The 16824-nt window shown below is 52.2% G+C and carries 15 protein-coding genes and 1 pseudogene; 4 read left to right on the plus strand and 12 right to left on the minus strand.

All coding sequences use genetic code 11. From position 1 onward, the window contains the following. Positions 1-66 precede the first annotated feature (66 nt). Positions 67-867: pseudogene (gene yidC, locus SACSAC_RS17245) on the minus strand (membrane protein insertase YidC); the annotation flags it as partial. Positions 868-1397: 530 nt separating this feature from the next. Between yidC and SACSAC_RS17250 the strand changes: the two are divergent. After that, the gene (locus SACSAC_RS17250) at positions 1398-3503 is read left to right on the plus strand and encodes a sensor histidine kinase (RefSeq protein WP_037288652.1); all 2106 of its coding nucleotides are present in this window, start codon (positions 1398-1400) and stop codon (positions 3501-3503) included. A gap of 109 nt (positions 3504-3612) precedes the next feature. Here SACSAC_RS17250 and aguB read toward each other — a convergent pair whose 3' ends face one another. The 4 genes from aguB to SACSAC_RS17270 all read right to left on the minus strand — a co-directional run bounded on the left by aguB (position 3613) and on the right by SACSAC_RS17270 (position 8048). Then, on the minus strand, positions 3613-4494 hold the full coding sequence (gene aguB, locus SACSAC_RS17255) for an N-carbamoylputrescine amidase (RefSeq protein ID WP_037288654.1): 882 nt from the start codon (positions 4492-4494) through the stop codon (positions 3613-3615). 76 nt (positions 4495-4570) lie between these two features. Continuing rightward, on the minus strand, positions 4571-5599 hold the full coding sequence (locus SACSAC_RS17260) for an agmatine deiminase family protein (RefSeq protein WP_037288658.1): 1029 nt from the start codon (positions 5597-5599) through the stop codon (positions 4571-4573). A 120-nt stretch (positions 5600-5719) separates the two neighbouring features. Then, a complete protein-coding gene (locus tag SACSAC_RS17265) occupies positions 5720-6946 on the minus strand; it encodes a multidrug effflux MFS transporter (protein WP_037288661.1) in 1227 nt (408 codons plus the stop codon). 175 nt (positions 6947-7121) lie between these two features. Continuing rightward, positions 7122-8048 carry a ketopantoate reductase family protein gene (locus SACSAC_RS17270; RefSeq protein ID WP_037288664.1) on the minus strand — a complete coding sequence of 309 codons (927 nt, stop codon included), beginning with the start codon at positions 8046-8048 and terminating at the stop codon, positions 7122-7124. Between the two features lie 176 nt (positions 8049-8224). Here SACSAC_RS17270 and SACSAC_RS17275 point away from each other — a divergent pair, with 176 nt between their 5' ends. Both SACSAC_RS17275 and SACSAC_RS17280 read left to right on the plus strand, forming a co-directional pair. Beyond that, on the plus strand, positions 8225-8815 hold the full coding sequence (locus SACSAC_RS17275) for a TetR/AcrR family transcriptional regulator (RefSeq protein ID WP_051507210.1): 591 nt from the start codon (positions 8225-8227) through the stop codon (positions 8813-8815). Between the two features lie 89 nt (positions 8816-8904). Beyond that, a complete protein-coding gene (locus tag SACSAC_RS17280; RefSeq protein WP_037288667.1) occupies positions 8905-10035 on the plus strand; it encodes an AI-2E family transporter in 1131 nt (376 codons plus the stop codon). Between the two features lie 113 nt (positions 10036-10148). Here the strand turns inward: SACSAC_RS17280 and SACSAC_RS17285 are convergent, their stop codons facing one another. Next, the gene (locus tag SACSAC_RS17285) at positions 10149-11036 is read right to left on the minus strand and encodes an aldo/keto reductase (protein WP_037288670.1); all 888 of its coding nucleotides are present in this window, start codon (positions 11034-11036) and stop codon (positions 10149-10151) included. Positions 11037-11152: 116 nt separating this feature from the next. Further along, positions 11153-11647 (minus strand): GNAT family N-acetyltransferase, encoded by a 495-nt coding sequence (locus SACSAC_RS17290; RefSeq protein WP_037288672.1) that lies wholly within the window; start codon positions 11645-11647, stop codon positions 11153-11155. 197 nt (positions 11648-11844) lie between these two features. Here SACSAC_RS17290 and xerS point away from each other — a divergent pair, with 197 nt between their 5' ends. After that, positions 11845-12930, plus strand: a complete 1086-nt coding sequence (gene xerS / locus SACSAC_RS17295; protein WP_037288675.1) for a tyrosine recombinase XerS — start codon at positions 11845-11847, stop codon at positions 12928-12930. Between the two features lie 309 nt (positions 12931-13239). On the opposite strand, the gene SACSAC_RS17300 is transcribed toward xerS, so the two are convergent. The 5 genes from SACSAC_RS17300 to SACSAC_RS17320 all read right to left on the minus strand — a co-directional run bounded on the left by SACSAC_RS17300 (position 13240) and on the right by SACSAC_RS17320 (position 16585). Then, positions 13240-13650, minus strand: coding sequence for a DUF350 domain-containing protein (locus SACSAC_RS17300; protein ID WP_037288677.1), 411 nt, complete (start codon positions 13648-13650; stop codon positions 13240-13242). A 146-nt stretch (positions 13651-13796) separates the two neighbouring features. Beyond that, on the minus strand, positions 13797-14468 hold the full coding sequence (locus tag SACSAC_RS17305) for a PspA/IM30 family protein (protein ID WP_037293087.1): 672 nt from the start codon (positions 14466-14468) through the stop codon (positions 13797-13799). A gap of 103 nt (positions 14469-14571) precedes the next feature. Beyond that, positions 14572-14919 (minus strand): prenylated flavin chaperone LpdD, encoded by a 348-nt coding sequence (lpdD, locus tag SACSAC_RS17310; RefSeq protein ID WP_037288681.1) that lies wholly within the window; start codon positions 14917-14919, stop codon positions 14572-14574. A 32-nt stretch (positions 14920-14951) separates the two neighbouring features. Beyond that, the gene (locus SACSAC_RS17315) at positions 14952-15896 is read right to left on the minus strand and encodes a dihydroorotate dehydrogenase (RefSeq protein ID WP_037288685.1); all 945 of its coding nucleotides are present in this window, start codon (positions 15894-15896) and stop codon (positions 14952-14954) included. Then, positions 15893-16585 carry a dihydroorotate dehydrogenase electron transfer subunit gene (locus SACSAC_RS17320; RefSeq protein ID WP_037288688.1) on the minus strand — a complete coding sequence of 231 codons (693 nt, stop codon included), beginning with the start codon at positions 16583-16585 and terminating at the stop codon, positions 15893-15895. The genes SACSAC_RS17315 and SACSAC_RS17320 overlap by 4 nt, the downstream gene beginning before the upstream one ends. Positions 16586-16824 lie beyond the last annotated feature (239 nt).

Raw genomic sequence — 16824 nt, forward strand, 5'->3', positions numbered from 1 at the left:
GTTATCCGGCTTATCCGTCTCCTCGACCACAGGAAGCTGTGCCTGCATAGCCGCGATTGAATCAGGATCGGACGGATACATCTTGCGGAACAACAGCGTCTGGAGCAGCAAGAACGATCCGCTCGCCATCCAGTACAGCGGCATGGCCGCTGGTGCGCTGAAAGAGAAGAACAACATCATGATCGGCGAAATGTAGCCCATGATCGCCATCTGCTTGCGTTGCTCAAGCGTCATGCTGTATTGGGAGACTTTGGCTTGCACCAGATACAGAATCGCGACCAGAACCGCCATGATCCAGTCCGGCGAGCCCAGCTTGAACCACCAGAACGAATGCGTCGACAGTTCCGGAGTCAGCCGAATCGCCGTATATAGCCCCGACAAGATCGGCAGTTGAATCAGGATAGGCAGGCAGCCGATGTTGAGCGGATTAAACTTATGCTTCTGGTAGATCGCCATCATTTCTTGCTGCATTTGTTTCTGTTGTTCAGGGTCTTTCTTGTTCTCGTACTTCTTCTTCAATTCGTCCATGTCCGGCTGCATCACGCTCATCTTGACTTTCATCTGCTGCTGCGAACGGGCTTGACGCATCATAAGCGGGAACAAGACCAAGCGAACGATTAACGTAATCGAGATGATCCCGATGCCGTAACTGCCGCCGAACCACCCTGCCAGGTGCTGAATCAGATACGAGATCGGGAATACGATATAGTGGTTAAAAAATCCGGGCGTCGAGCTGGTGATTTCGCCGCTCTGCATGCCGCATCCCGACAACAGAACCACCATACCGATCAATACCGCTAATGCGAAAAACTTGCCTCTTTTCGAGCTGAAAATGAATCCTTTGGACTGCGTATTTCCTTGTACCATGCTGCTTTTCCTCCTCGTGAGTTCGAATTAACGTCATCGCACGAGGAAAAGCAATCACCGCCGTCATCATCGGGGGCTTCGCGGCGCCGGATCATCCGACTCAGCCTGGAAGGCGCGCCGGTACCGTGGGGCGCGGGAATAAGATTAAAGTAGTTCCGATAATCGTAATTACCGGCGATAAACCACGTAAAGGACAACCCGCCATACAAAAACAACAGATAAAAATAACGCAAGATCAAGATTAAGCTGATTGAAAATAAATAAGGGAGCAAATCCTGGAGATCGAGCAAAGGATTCACCTCCTTTCACCGTTCAAATGTTTAAATCTTTAATTGTGAATAATATAACATATTCTCGTCCGCTTGTACATCTTCTCCCCGCCTTTTGCTTCAAGCTTCCGCCTTTAAGGTAAACAACGTGTAGAACGCCAATCCATTACCTTACAGAACCGACCGCACATGTACGTTGACCGCGTTTGACAAAGCGCATGCGCTACAGTTCGGTCGGACCGGAAAGCAGGAAGACCCATGATGAGCTATCGAAAAAAACAATTACTCGGCTTCGGCGTGATCCTTTTTTCCCTAATGATTCTGCTCATCGTTCTGGCCGCCATGCTGGACGGAGTCCGTCAGAACTTATCGGAAATTATGGATGAACGCTACGATAAAGTCAGCCGTTCCGCCGCTTTCCGCAACAATTTTGCTTATCTCGACAGCGAAGTCGGTTATCTGATCAACGAAAACGATCCGCAGCAGGTCTCTTCCCACCTCGCCCAGATCGACAGGCGCAGTCAGGCTGCGTACAACCATCTCTCTTATCTTCAGCTTCATATCGGCAAAGACGCCAACGCGAACATGCTCGGTTCTATCCAACAAGGCCTCGATCGGTACATGGACGTCGTCGAACGCATCGACAATGCGCTGGACCGAGGCGATCCCGAAGCGGCTTCAACCCTTTTCGTCGAGGAAGCGCAAGGAATACGGACCAATCTGCTGCGCAATCTGGGCGAGTACACGATGATGCAGGAAGATCGGATGCAGACTGCGCAGGAGGAAGCGGATACTCGTTTCGGTCATATTTTGATGGTCAGCGCGGTGTCGGCTTTGGCGATCATCCTGATCGGAGTGATTTGCGCCTCTTGGGTTATCCGGGGCACGGGACGAAGCCTGAGGCGAATCACGGATATGATGGACCGTTTCGATCCGGGAGCGGTCGAACGGATGTCGCGTTTGACAATCGATACGGACGACGAAATCGGCAATATCGCGAACGGTTACAATCATATGCTGGATGCGTTGGAAGACCACAACCGACGAAGCCGAGCGTTCAATCAACGGATCGAAGAGACCAACTGGCTGCAAATGAAACTCAACGAGCTGCTGCTGTTGTATCATCAAATGCCGGATCAAAAAGCGTTGGCGCAAAAATTCCTTTCGATCGTCGCTCCGGCCGTTCAAGCTTCGTGCGGACTGTTTTATATCCGCGAAACGAAGGACGGAAAAACGAGCTTTTCGCGTATCGCGTCTTACGCGGACGGCAGCTCTCCGGGCACGCAAAAACGCTTTCTGCCCGGCGAAGGGCTGATCGGCCAAGCCGCTATCGACCGGCGCGAAATTTTGATCGATCTTCCCGGCGACCATGCCGCGACGCTTCGGGTAGGCAGCGGCGACTTCCGCCCGAAACAGCTCTGGATCATCCCGATCCAGGCGGACGACCATGTCGAAGCCATCCTGGAACTGTCTTCCGTTCAACCGTTCGCCCCGCTGCACCATGAACTGATCGAACAGCTTCGTTCGACGCTCGGCATCGCGCTGCAAAGCGTATCCGGACGGATCGAAGTCGAACGGCTGCTGCAGGAATCGCAATCGCTCACCGAAGAGCTTCGCCTTTCGTCGCAGTACAAGTCGGAATTTTTGGCCAATATGTCGCACGAACTTCGCACGCCGCTGAACAGTATCTTGATCTTGTCCCAATTGATCGCGGAAAACCCCGAAGATGCGGATAAAGAAAACAAAAGTTATGCGGATATCATCCATCGTTCGGGCGAAGATCTGCTCAGCATCGTCAACGACGTGCTGGATCTGTCGAAGGTCGAAGCCGGCCTGCTGGATATCAATCGAGAAGCCTTTTCGCTACGCGATTTCCCTGAACTGATCCATTACGGCTTCGACGCCCTCGCGCGTCAAAAAAATATCGAATTCGAAATCAAGGTTGCCGAAGATATTCCCGCTTTTTTCTATACGGACGGCAAACGCATGCAGCAAATCGTTAAAAACCTGCTTTCCAACGCGTTCAAATTTACTTCGTCGGGCAAAATCTCCTGTACGCTTCATCCCGTTCGAATCAGCGATCTTCCCTGCGCCGCTCCCGGCGCCGAAGCCGCCATGTCCGCGATCGCCGTTACCGTTCAAGATACGGGAATCGGCATCGCGGAGGACAAACGCGAAGTCATTTTCGAAGCGTTCCGTCAAGCCGACGGCAGCACGGAACGCATGTACGGCGGAACCGGACTGGGCCTGTCGATCTGCCGGGAGTTTGCCAGACTGCTCGGCGGCTGCATGACGCTGGACAGCACGGAAGGCCAAGGCAGTTCCTTCACCTTGTATCTGCCCGAATTGCCGGAAGAATCGGCCTGATTCGAACGCTTCGCAACCGCCTATCATAAAAGGACGACTCTGGGCGAGTCGTCCTTTTTGCTTGCGTCTATGCGATTCGTGCCGATTCGTTACCTTTTTCGGGCTTTTTTTAGCGGCCCATCTTGCGTTCGCCGTCGTACGTCGCCAGCACGCCGTACAATTCCGGTCTGCGATCGCGGAACACGCCCCACTCGATCCGGTCGATCTCCAGTTGGTCGAGATCGAACTCGGCCGTCAAGATTTCTTCCTGGTCGCGGCTCGCTTCGGCAATCTTGTTGCCGCGAGGACCCGCGATGAAGGAAGAGCCGTAGAAGTTGATCGAAGAATCTTCGTCGCTTTCCGGACCGATGCGGTTGGACGCGATAACCGGGATCAGGTTGGAACCCGCGTGGCCGATCATGCAAGCTTGCCAGTGATCCTTCGAATCGATCGAGCTGTCCTGCGGCTCCGAACCGATCGCGGTCGGGTACAGCAGGATCTCCGCGCCCATCAGCGCCATCGCGCGCGCCGCTTCCGGATACCATTGGTCCCAGCAGATGCCGACGCCGACTTTGCCGTACCGGGTATTCCAGACTTTGAAGCCGGTGTCGCCCGGATTGAAGTAGAACTTCTCTTCGTAGCCCGGACCGTCCGGAATATGGCTTTTGCGATACGTGCCGAGGATTTCTCCGTCTGCATCGATCATCGCGAGCGCATTATAGCGGGCATAGTTTTTCTTTTCATAAAAGCTGATCGGCAGTACGACTTCAAGCTCTTTGGCGATCTGCTTGAAATGGTTGATGGCTTTGTTGCTCTCCAGCTCCGTCGCGTACTGATAATACTCCGCTTTTTCCTTCTGGCAGAAGTAAGGCGTCTCGAACAGCTCTTGAAGCAAGATGACCTGCGCGCCTTCCGCTGCCGCTTTGCGCACGAGCGCTTCTGCTTTGCGAATGTTATCGTCGATGTCCCAGGTACAGCTCATTTGGGTCGCGGCTACTTTCACTTTTCTCATAAAACTCCAGCTCCTCTCGATTCTTGTTCTCTGTCATAAAGGGCATCCGCTCAAGCACGATTACCCGATTTTCAAATTAACGGCCTGCCGGAATTTGCTGCGTCGTACAGTGCACATTGCCGCCTTCGCGAATAACGGCCATGCCGTCAACGGTGCGAATGCGAAGTTCCGGGAAGGTCTGCTGCAAGACTTCTTCCGCCAGACGATCGGTCTCGGCCGCCGTTCCGCCGAATACGGGAAGGATAATGCCTCCGTTGACGAAGTAGAAGTTCAAATAGCTCAATGTCAGTCGGGCACCTTCATACTCCGAATAAGGCGGTTGTTGAATTTTAACGATCTCCAGCTTGCGTCCTTTCGCATCCGTTGCTTCTTCCAGAATGCGCAAGTTTTCTTGAGTAATGGCATAGTTCTCGTCCGACGGATCGTCGCAAACTTGAATAATGACTTTACCCGGTGCCGCAAAACAAGCCGCGTTGTCGACATGGCCGTCCGTCTCGTCTCCTGCCAAGCCGCGGTTCAGCCAGATGATTTTTTGCACGTTGGTGAAGTTTTTGACATGCTCTTCGATTTCCTCGCGGCTTAGCGAAGGATTGCGGTTCTCGTTGAGCAGGCATTCTTCCGTCGTCAGCATGGTGCCTTCGCCGTCGACGTGAATCGACCCGCCTTCAAGTACCAGCGGCGCGTCGAATCGACGCAGTCCCAGGTGATCCAGCACGGCAGGCGCTACCGCATCGTCCAGATCCCACGGGGAATATTTGCCGCCCCAAGCATTGAAGCCCCAATTGACGCCGGCACGTTCGCCTTCTGCGTTCACGACGATTGTCGGACCGTTGTCGCGCAGCCAGGCATCATTGTGCGGAATCGCCAGCAGCTCGACCGAATGACCGGCGAACACCGGATGCAGACGCTCGACGTCCTCCGGATTCACGACCAGGGTCACCGGTTCGAATTCGGCGATTGCTTTGACCAGTTCCGTATATCCCCCGCAAACTTCGTCGAAGTTGCCTGGATATACCATCGAGGCCTGTACGGGCCAGGACAACATCGTCCGTTCATGCGGCGCCCATTCGGCAGGCATTGTATAATGAAGATCTTTCGGATTCATGGTTTGTCGTCCCCCTACTTTAGGTTTGAAAAAAATCGTTGATTCGCGAACACCATCATACAATAAGTGCCGAACGCAAACAAGCCATTCCCGTAAAGTACAGGAACGGCCTGCATAAAGTCAATTGGGCGCAATACGACGAGCCGGCAGCACCAACAGCGTATACGACATAAGCGCCAACAGCTCTGCGATTCCGATTACCAACCCCATGGGAAACGCGGTCTGTCCGCTTCCCAGTCCGACGAGCGGACTGGCCGCGGCTCCGAGCAGCAGCGGCATCAAACCGATCAAAGCCGAAGCGCTGCCCGCCGTACGCGGTTCCTGGCTTTGCATCGCGAGGGATGTCGTTGTCGAGGCAACCATCCCTACACTTGCTACGACAAGGAACAGAAGCGGCGCGATCGCCCATAATCCGCCGCCGAGCCAGGTGACGACCGTTAATGAAAGTCCTGCGGAAAACGCGATCACCAGGCCTGTTGCCAGCAGTTTGCTTTCTCCAGTCCGATGAACCAACCGTCCCGTGATTTGCGAGAACAAGACAATGCCCAATCCATTGACGGCAAAAAATAGGCTGTAGCCTTGCGGCGAAACGCCGAACAAGTCTTGAATCACGAACGGCGAGCCCGAAATGTAAGCGAACATGGCTGCCGTGACAAAAGCTTGAGACAACGCGTAGCCGACAAAAGCGCGGCTTCGCAGCAGTTGTCCGAACGTGCCGAGCGTATCGCCCAAACCGCCGGAAGAACGCCGTTCGCGCACCAGCGTCTCCGGAAGCGCCAGCACCACCGCAATCAGCATCAGCGCGCCGATCACGCATAGCACCGAGAATACGCCGCGCCAGGACACATAGTTCAGAATCAAGCCGCCGAAGATCGGGGCGAGAATCGGCGCCAAGCCGTTCACGAGCATAAGCATGGTGAAAAACTTCGTCAATTCGGTTCCGGCATACAAGTCCCGAACGACGGCGCGGGAAATGACGATCCCTGCCGCGCCTGCCGCTCCCTGAACCAATCGCAGCACGATCAGAATCCAGACAGACGGAGCGAAAGCACAGGCCAGTGAAGCAAGCGTGTAAAGAATCAGGGCGATAATCAACGGACCGCGTCGGCCGCGAATGTCGCTGAGCGGTCCGGCAATCAATTGTCCCAGCGCCAAGCCGAGCAAACAGGCGGTGAGGCTCAATTGAGCGAGGGACTGGGTCGTACCGAGATTCTGCGCAAGCGTGGGCAGCGCAGGCAGATACATGTCGATCGACAGCGGACCGAAAGCGGATAAAGCACCGAGGATCAGAATGAATTTCAAACGCTGGGCTCGGCCGACCGGCGTCTTGGCGGAGACGGTTGACATGAAAAATGCAGCTTCCTTTCTTTGGTCGGGTTGTTTATCGGAAAGTTTTATTTCGATAAACATTAATCTTTGAGTATCGATTATCGACCTTTGCCGCGTTTCCGTCAATGCTTGCCGAGTGATTGAGGTCCCTTTTTCGTGGTTTGGGTTTTTATTGATTCCTATTATGAATTTTTCATGTAATGATTTTATATTTTAAAAGATGACTCCAGTTCGGTGTTTGTGTTTCGGATGAGGTTGTCAGGTTGCGGAATTCTTGGTCCAAAGCTTCGATTTCCGCGAAAGAACCGTCGATCAGTTTCGCTGCGGGAAGTCGGTGGTAGAAACTCAGAAGCGTAGGCAGGATGTTTTTGTAGCGACGGATAGCCTTGGCTTGGCCTGCCGGAACCATGGAATAGCCTGCGGCTTCTAATTGGTCGAAACCTTCCCCCATCGCCGCGACGATTTGTTTGAGCAAACGTTTGTCGCGCGCTATGGCTTTGAGGTCGCCGTTGTGGATATGCCAGGCAGCGTTAAGAGGGACAATCGGAACGATATGGTTTTTCAACCAGCCGTCGATGTCCGAATGAAGAGTGAATTTGGCGTTGCTGTTCGCGAATGCTTCTTGCAAAAGCGGAAGGAATGCAGGTTCTCCGCGCAATCCGCCTGCAATCAATTGTCCTTTGCCGAATCGAAGAGATACGACGGTACCGTCTTCCCGGCGTATGCCGCCTCCGACTTGGAACCCGAAAGCCAGATGTTTGTCGCTGTTCGCCAATGCTTTTAACTGTTTTTCGGTTGCGGCGATGTTCGGGTTATTGCCTACCATCATGATATGCTCGCTAATATTGGCTGCAAGAACCGGAAGCACGGCTTCGATATCCGAATATTTCATCACCGTAAAGATCAGATCATAACGATCATTCGGTTCCAGCGTGCGTATCACACGGGGATGATCGGTCGTCGTTTTGCGTTGAAAGTGATGCCGGATCACCAATCCCTTTTGTTCGAGCTGGTCAGCTCTTTTTCCTCGCGCCAAAAAGGTGACTTCATGTTTCTTCTGCATCAATAGCTGTCCAAGCACGCTGCCCAGTACCCCTGCTCCATAAATCAAAATTCTCATATTCTCTCTCCCTTTTCTGCAAAGACATTTATTATTGACAATTGTTGATTCCTGAACATCTGTTGAGTAATATAAACGTATCAAGACTTCAAATTCGCGGCAATGACCGATTAGTTCGCCTTTGTTGTTTACTCAACACAAGAATATAATCTGTTTAGAAAAAAGGAGGGAAACCGATGGACCGACGCGTACGTAAAACGAGGGGTACTCTTTTTGAAACCTTCATCGAGCTGCTTCAGGAAAAAGGATTCGAGCGTATTACCATTCAGGAAATCGCCGATCGCGCCGATGTGAATCGCGGCACGGTTTATCTGCATTTTCAGGACAAATTCGATCTGCTGAACCAATGTATCGACAGTTATCTGCACGAATTGAGCGAAAGCTGCCGTCCGGAAGTTCCGGAGAAGAGTCCCGAAGCTTCCCTGCTGCGCACTTTCGAATATTTGGAGCAGAGCGCCGAACTTTATTCTTTGCTGGTTCGCAGCGAAGGAAATCCGGCTTTCCGTTCGCGATTGTCCTTGATGCTTAAGGAAGGCGTAGGGACGCAATTCGACCGGTTCGTGCAGCATGATCGGATGAACAAAGAAATTGCTGTTCAGTTCCTCACCACCGCGATCGTCGGGCTAATTGAATGGTGGCTGGCGGAAGGGAGGCCTTACCCGCCGGCCGAAATGGTCAAGCAGCTGATGATGTTGCTGGAGGCGCACGGGCTTCCGTGTTCGGCTGCGGAGACGGAGCAGGCCGTCCCTTCGCCATCCATGCATTAACTTGCACCTCGTTTGCTCATTTTGTATGCTTGAACATAAGAAGATCTTCAATTTAGTAGAGAGATCAAGCCAAGAATGGAGAAGTGAGAATGAACCAACCCAGGTCATGGTCAGGACGATTTCGCAGATTGTTTCTGAACAACAAGTTTGTGCTGTTTTTATTCATCGCGCTGCTGGTCGGCGTCAACGTTCTCGTCTTTTCCAAAATATCGTTTATCTTTAACCCGCTTTGGGTGCTGATCAAAACGATCGTCCTGCCGATTATTTTGACGGGCGTCGTTTATTATCTGCTAAACCCGATCGTCGATTTTATGGAAAAGAAAAAGGTCAAACGGGTATACACCATTTCGGTCCTTTATCTGCTGATTATCGGAATCCTTGTGACGGTCATCACGCTGATCGTGCCGGTGATCCGGGAACAGCTGCTGGGATTCTTCGAAAACTTCCCGGCGTACAGCCAAACGATCCAGACCGAATTCGAAAGATGGATCGGCAGCGATCTGGTCGCCCAATTCCAAGCCGCAACCAATTTGAACACCCAGGAAATCGTCAGCACGATCTCCGAACGGGCGACGACCATCCTCAACCATACCTGGACCGGAATCGGCGGGCTGCTCGGCATCGTAAAAGAATTGGTGCTCGCGATCGTGACGCTTCCGTTCATCCTGTTCTATCTGCTCAAAGACGGACACAAGCTGCCGGGCTACATCTTGAGCTTTATTCCGACGAAGCTCCGTCCGGGCTCGCTGACCGTTCTGCAAGAAGCGAATCATCAGATCAGCTCTTATATTCGCGGACAAGTCATCGTCAGCATGTGCATCGGCGTGCTGCTTTACATCGGCTACCGCATCATCGGACTCGAATATTCGCTGGTGCTCGCCATCGTTGCCGCCTGTACCGCGATCGTTCCTTATCTCGGACCTGCGATCGCGATTACCCCGGCGATTATCGTCGCAGCCGTCACCTCGCCGATCATGCTGCTGAAAATGATCGTCGTATGGACGGTCGTGCAATTGGTGGAAGGCAAATTCATTTCGCCGCAAATCATGGGCAAGTCGCTTAAAGTGCATCCGATTACGATCATCTTCGTAATCCTGACGGCGGGCAATCTATTCGGCGTCGTCGGCATTCTGCTGGCTGTTCCGGGTTATGCCGTGTTGAAAGTTCTGGCTACTCATATCTTCGATTGGTTCAAAATGCGTTCGCAGTTGTATTTGTAATATTGCCAAGCAAAAAGCCTCCGGCTCGCTTTACGCGAGTGCGGAGGCTTTTTTATAGGAGCGGCTTTACCGAGCGATGTTCACTCGAAGCCATTGGCGTTTTCGTTTACCGATTACGTGCGTCCCGTCCAATCTGCCGGCGCAATCTCATGCCAACGACGGCGAATCTCGTCATAACGCTCCGGATCAAGCGCGCCCGCTTCAAGCAGCTTGGCGTTCTGCTGCCAGCGATCGGGCTTCGTGGTGCCGACGATCGCCGTATGCACGCCGGGCGTCGACAATGTAAACCGCAGCGCCGTGCCTACGGAGTCCGGTTCGGATTGGAATCCGTACTGGAGTTCGCGCAGGCGTTTCCAATATACGTACGCATAATCGTCGGGATCTACCGTATCGAACAACCAAGCCGCATTGGCGATCGGGCGCTTCACGGTGACACCCATATCCCGTTTGATTGCTTCCGGCAATACCAGATCGATGACCTCTTGATCCGCTACGTTCAGGGAAGTTTCCAAGCTGTCGAACGCATCCGTTTTTACCGCGTACAGCGCATCCGTCGTATCGCCACTGTAACCGATAAAACGGGTCTTTCCTTCTTGTTTGGCGCGTTGCAGGACCTCGATCACCTCGCCTTTGCGCAGCACCTCTTCCGAGCAGCTATGCAAATGAATCATGTCGACATGGTCCACTTTAAGTCTTTTCAAGCTGCGATCGATCGTGGCGGCAAGAACAACCGGGTCCCAGTCGGAACCGTCGATTCGCGAGGCATGTCCGCACTTGGTAAATAGATAGAAGTCGTCGCGACGGTGAGAGATGGCATTCCCGATCAGCTCTTCGCTGTCTCCGTAGCACTCGGCCGTATCGATGATATTGAGCCCTGCATCGATGGCGCCGCCCAGCAGCTTATCCACATCGGCCTGCGAAACTCCGCTTCCGATCTCCGACGCCCCGAAGCCAAGCACGCTCACATCCATTCCGGTCTTGCCGTACGTTCTTTTTTCCATGTTACATCCTCCTCTTCGCGGCGTTAAACTTTGGTCCATTGTCCTTTTACCCATCCTACCGTTTTAAGAAAGCGCATTCTTGAATTTAATATCTTGTCAACGCTAAAAGTAAGGTATTAGTTCTCGAAATACTGGCTCGGATGTCCGTGAAACGGATGCGTTCGCTCTTTGTACGCGCCGTTCGTATAAATTTCGACCGTATTTCGCCAAAAGCGCTGCGCAGGTTCGTTGTTTTTGAGCTGCGTGATTTTCCAGCGTCCCCGGAAACGATCGAACAGCATCACCGCCGCGCTTCCTCCCACGCCGTGCCGACGAAACTTTTGCAGCACGAAAAACTCGACCATGTAATACGAAGGCTTTTTTCCGTTATCGTCGGTTCGTTCCACCAATGCCAGCCCTGCGGGTTCGCCGTCGGCGCGGATCAGAAACGGAAATTTCCGATCTGCCTTGCTCCAAAATTCGTCCAAATCCGGATAATCGGGAAAACGTCCGTTTTCGTCCGCGGCAATATCCAGATACAACGTGAAATCATACAGGTAAAACTGAAGCAGATTCTCGATCACCGCACGACGCTGCTCCGGTACAAGTTCCAATTCCACAATCGGTTTCATGCTTTTCGGCTCCTTTATCCCGTATGATCCGTATCTTCCTTTTCTATCGTAACCGACTCCGCGTCTTTCCGGCAACTTCGCGAACAGATGTGGACGAACAACCGTTTGCCTGCTTCAATGCTGGGTATGGTACACTAAAGACATACGCCCGTTTCGACGGCAGAACCGTTATGTTATTCGTGAAAAGAGGAACCGTCATGAGTATTCAAAAAACAATCGACCGCGCAAAACTTGGCGAAAAATTGCCGGAAATGCCGTGGTACGTTCAACAATTTATCGACTATAAACTGCCTGATCTGTCTCCGTCCACGCTGTTGGAGTACGTGCGGGACTACGAGTCTTTTTTTAACTGGCTGCGCGCCGAAGGTTTATCTTCCGCTACCGCTACGAAAGAGATCACGCTGGAGGAACTGGAATCGCTACGGATGGAAAACGTGACGAGCTATCGTCTTTATCTGACCACTCGCACGGAAGGCACTAATTCGCGTATTACGGTCACCCGCAAGCTGTCGGCACTCCGATCCATGTTCCATTATCTCAGCCAAATTGCCGAAGATGAAGACTTTTACCCGCTACTGAAACGCAACGTCATGGCTAAAATCGAGGTCAAGCGCACCAACAAACCCAAAGATACCGCCGCCAAGCTAAAAGGAAAAATCTTGGAGGAAGAAGAGCTACTCGCGTTCATCGACTACATCCGCGAAGGCTACGCCGCCGATGTCGCAGACAACAAACAAGCCAGCTACGCCCACGCCAAAAACAAAGAACGCGACGCTTCGATTGCAAGCCTGATCCTCAATTCCGGCCTGCGCGTCTCCGAAGTCGTCAACTTGAACATCGCCGATCTGGATATGGGCAACAAAATGCTCTACGTTATGCGGAAAGGCAACAACGACGAGACATTCAAAACCCCTGTCTATTTCCGCGACCAAGCCCGTTTTGACATGGAACGTTATCTGTCTCTGCGAGACGCCGACTACGCCGCCCCCAAACGCGAAAAAGCCCTTTTCCTTGCCATTCCCAACGGCCAAAAAGAAGGCAAACGCATGACCAAACGCGCAATCCAGGCGATGATCATCAAATACGCCAAACGTTTCGGCAAACCATACTTAACCGTCCACAAACTCCGTCACTCTTTCGCGACCGATTATTACCTGCAAAACGACATCTACAAAACCAAAGAACAACTGGGCCACGCCTCCACCGAAACCACCGAAATCTACGCCCACCTCACCGACAAAACTATGTCCGAAGCGATCGAACGGCGCGGCGAGGAGTCTTGAGTTTCCTTGTTTACTTGCCTTTACCTATAATCGAGCAACATATTCGTTTTTAATCTTTATTCTTTTCCTTAAACTAAAAAAGAGAAGCGGCACTGGTCCGCTTCTCTTTTGTTGCGCCGTAAAGTATTGCTCGAAAACGAAGCCGCTAGGCGGAGGGGAAAATTCAGTGAAAGACGCCTTTGAACTCGGAAACTTCCACTAAAAATTTTAATCGGTTTTTCCGAGTGAGACAGCGCCTTGAACGAATTTTCCCCGCAGCCTTTCGCCTTCTTTTACGAACAGGACTTTCCCCGACGTCATCAAAATAGACTAGATGGACAACGCCGCCGTAATAATCATCGCGCCAATGACGTGCAGCGTCCCCGCAAACAACCCGTGCGCCACATTCCCGCGTTCCGTTCCCTCGTCCAGATTGAGATCGCCCCATTTGCGCAAAATAAACTCCACGGCGCTTTCCAAGGCAAGCAAAATTACAAACGAAATAAACGACACGATCCAGGCGCTAACGATGCTCGAAGACCCTTCCAGCACGTATTTCAAAATCAAAGCTTGAGCAAATATTTTCATAACAAGACGGATCGTAACCGCCAGATTGCCTCTTCGGATTTCCTGGAAATCCTTATACTTCGTAAATAACGAGTCGATCACCATTAACAGTGTCAGCAGTACAGCTCCGGAAAGCGTCCATACCGCAAGTCTAGCCAAATCCGAAAATTCCACTTTCCGTCCTCCTTACGCGCCGATTATGTAAAACCATGAAAAAGCGAAGGGAGCCGCCGCGTACATACGTTCCCCTTCGCTTGGCTTTGTTCGCTTTATTGGCGCTTCAGCCGTTATTCTGTTTTGATTTTACTTCGTTGTGCGAATTATTCGTTTTTCTCGTATTGTTTCATCAGTGCTGCCAATTCGCTATCTACGGCGCTGTTTTTGCCCAGTTCAGCAAATTCGTCGTCGAGCGATTTGCCTTTGGAAGACATTTCGTTGCTCGCTTCGGCTTGCGCTTCCATGTTCAGCATCTTCTCTTCCATGCGCTTCAAGCCAGATGTCGCGCTGTCGGAGTTGAAGCCGGACATCGTTTTGTTGATTTCCGTTTGCGCTTTGGCTGCACTGTAACGGGCAACCAGCGTATCGCGCTTGTTTTTCATTTCGGTGAGCTGCTTGCGCATCTCTTCCAGCTTGCCGCGCAGGTTATCCGCAGCCGCTTTGTTTTGGTCGAAGCTGTTTTTGTACTCGTTCATCTTCTGCTCGGCCGTGTTTTTTTCTTCCAATGCGCGGCGGGCCAGATCGACGTTTTGAGCTTTGGCTGCCATATGCGCCTGCTCGGTGCGGCGGTTGACCAGCTCTTGTTGCTCCTCGTACAATTGTTTAAACTTTTTCTCGATGGCGATCTGGGCAGCAACGGCTTTTTCGGCGTCGGCCAAATCTTCCTGCATGTCGCGAATGTATTGATCCGTCAGTTTAACCGGATCTTCAGCCTTCTCGATCAGTGCGTACACGTTAGACAAAGTTAGATCTCGCAATCTTTTGAAAACGGACATCTCTTTTTCCTCCTTGAAAATGCTCTTTTCTGTATTGTTTTGAACCATTACCCTTCCTATTACGCGAGAGGTACAGCATCGGTTTCACAAGGACTGTAAATTTTTAAAAGATTTTTTTCGATGTATCCAACGCTTCATCAATTAGGCGAGCTACGACGCTGCCCACTTCGCTAATTTGTTCGCGCGTGATGCAATCGTAGTGAATCCCCATGACCACGGTTACGGTACGCCCAAGCAAACGAGCCGCGTGCAGGGCAGAAGGCTCGCTGAGCACATGTTCTTGATGTCCGGAAACGATTGTCGTGCTCACCTTATACTCGTCCGCTTCAAGATAAGCTGTCGAGGCTGCTCCAATATGAGCCTCGCCGCCCGTGACCACGAGCAACGTATCTCTTCCAATATCCTGACGTTGCACTCGGATATCTTCAGGGTTAAATGGATAGGTCTCCAAGTTGCACGCCTCCTGTTAGATGGGTCGAACTTCTACAAAATGCCGCGAATTTCGTCCAAGCTCCGAATCCCTTCCGCAAGCATGAATCGTTCCACGCCTTCAGCCAGGTCCGCACCCGCCTGCCAATTGACGAAGTTATACGTACCGACTTGCACCGCTTCGGCCCCTGCCATAATAAACTCGATGATATCCTCCGCGCTCGAGATCCCGCCCATCCCGACGACCGGAATACTTACGCGTTGGCAGACCTGATGCACCATGCGAAGCGCAATCGGCTTGACCGCCGGACCGGACAGTCCTGCATACAAGTTCTCGAATACGCTCCGACGTTTGCGCACATCGATCTTCATGCCGGACAGCGTATTGATCAGCGATACGGCTTCCGCACCTTCTTCCTCGCACATCCGAGCCATATCCGCGATATCCTCGGCATTGGGCGACAGTTTCACCATGAGCGGCAGGGTCGTTGCGGCGCGAACTTCCCGAACGACTTCGCGAGCAATGCAGGTCTTAATGCCATAAGCCATTCCGCCTGCTTTGACATTGGGGCAGGAGATATTCAACTCGATCAGATCGACGGCTTGACGCCCTTCCTGTTGGCGCTTTTGCGAATCTTCTTCTATCAATCGCGCGCCGTCCACATAATCCTGTACCGTGCCTCCGCCGAGGTTGGCGATTCGAACGGTGTCCAACGTTTCCCAGAAGGCGCATTCTTCATCCAAGAAAGCTTGGACGCCTGGATTTTCTAATCCGACGCTATTCAACATGCCCGAGGGCGTTTCATAGACACGGATACCCAAATTTCCGGGTTTCGGATGCAAAGTGATTCCTTTTCCCGAGATTCCGCCGAGCTTGGAGAGATCGTACAATTTCCCGTATTCCTTGCCGAAGCCGAATGTTCCGGATGCCATCACGACTGGATTTTTAAACGTGACCTCTCCGATGCGGCAAACTGTATCCAATGTGGTCTCGATCATGCCAACACAACCTCCTCTGCACGGAAGACCGGACCATCCGCGCACGCCTTTTTCCGACCGTTCTCGCAGCTTACGCTGCATACCAGACAAGCTCCGATTCCGCAGGCCATCCGATTTTCGAGAGATACATAGACGTTCGCCCGACCGGACGACATCGCGCTTTTCATCTGGGCGGTACGCAGCATCGGTTCGGGTCCGCAGATGAAGATCGTGTCGTAATCGTCGAAGTTTACCCGGTCCAGCACGATTCCGCCAAGGTCGATCTCGACAGGATGTCCAAGCGACCGGAATTCATGTTCTTCATACACTTCGACGCTATATCCCAGATACAGGTCGGCTTGCTCCAGATGTCTGGCCGCATAAAAAAGAGGCGCAATCCCGATGCCGCCCCCAATCAGCGCTGTACGGCCTTCCGCCGCCGGAAACCCGTTGCCCAGCGGTCCAAGCAGCGCCACATCTTCGCCCGCTTGCATCCGCGAAAGCATCTGCGTTCCTTCTCCCGCCACTTTATATAGAAACTTCACGCCGTGTTCGTCCTGATCGTACACGCTTAACGGACGAGATAGCAGCGGATAGCTATCCCAGCCCCGCACCATGAAAAATTGTCCTTGCTTCGCTTGAAAGTGTCCTTCCGCATGCATCACGTAAATGCCTTCCGCCACACGCCGGTTGGAAATGATTGTCGCCATATGATCCTCCCCCAGATTGCTGACTTGCGCATATCTTGTCTATGATGCCTTGAGGCGTGGGGGAAAAGCTATGACATGAATCACCCATTTTCAAACTGCCTTTGAAAGTCGCGTGTGCGTGGGAAGCAAGAAGACTGCGAGAGAAATTCGTTCAATTCGCTGTCTCACTCGGAAAAGGGATTGGATTTAACTAAGGTATTTTCCGAGTTCAAAGGCGTCTTGAACTGAATTTCTCTCTC

Origin of the sequence: Saccharibacillus sacchari DSM 19268, assembly GCF_000585395.1 — a bacterium.
Classification (GTDB): domain Bacteria; phylum Bacillota; class Bacilli; order Paenibacillales; family Paenibacillaceae; genus Saccharibacillus; species Saccharibacillus sacchari.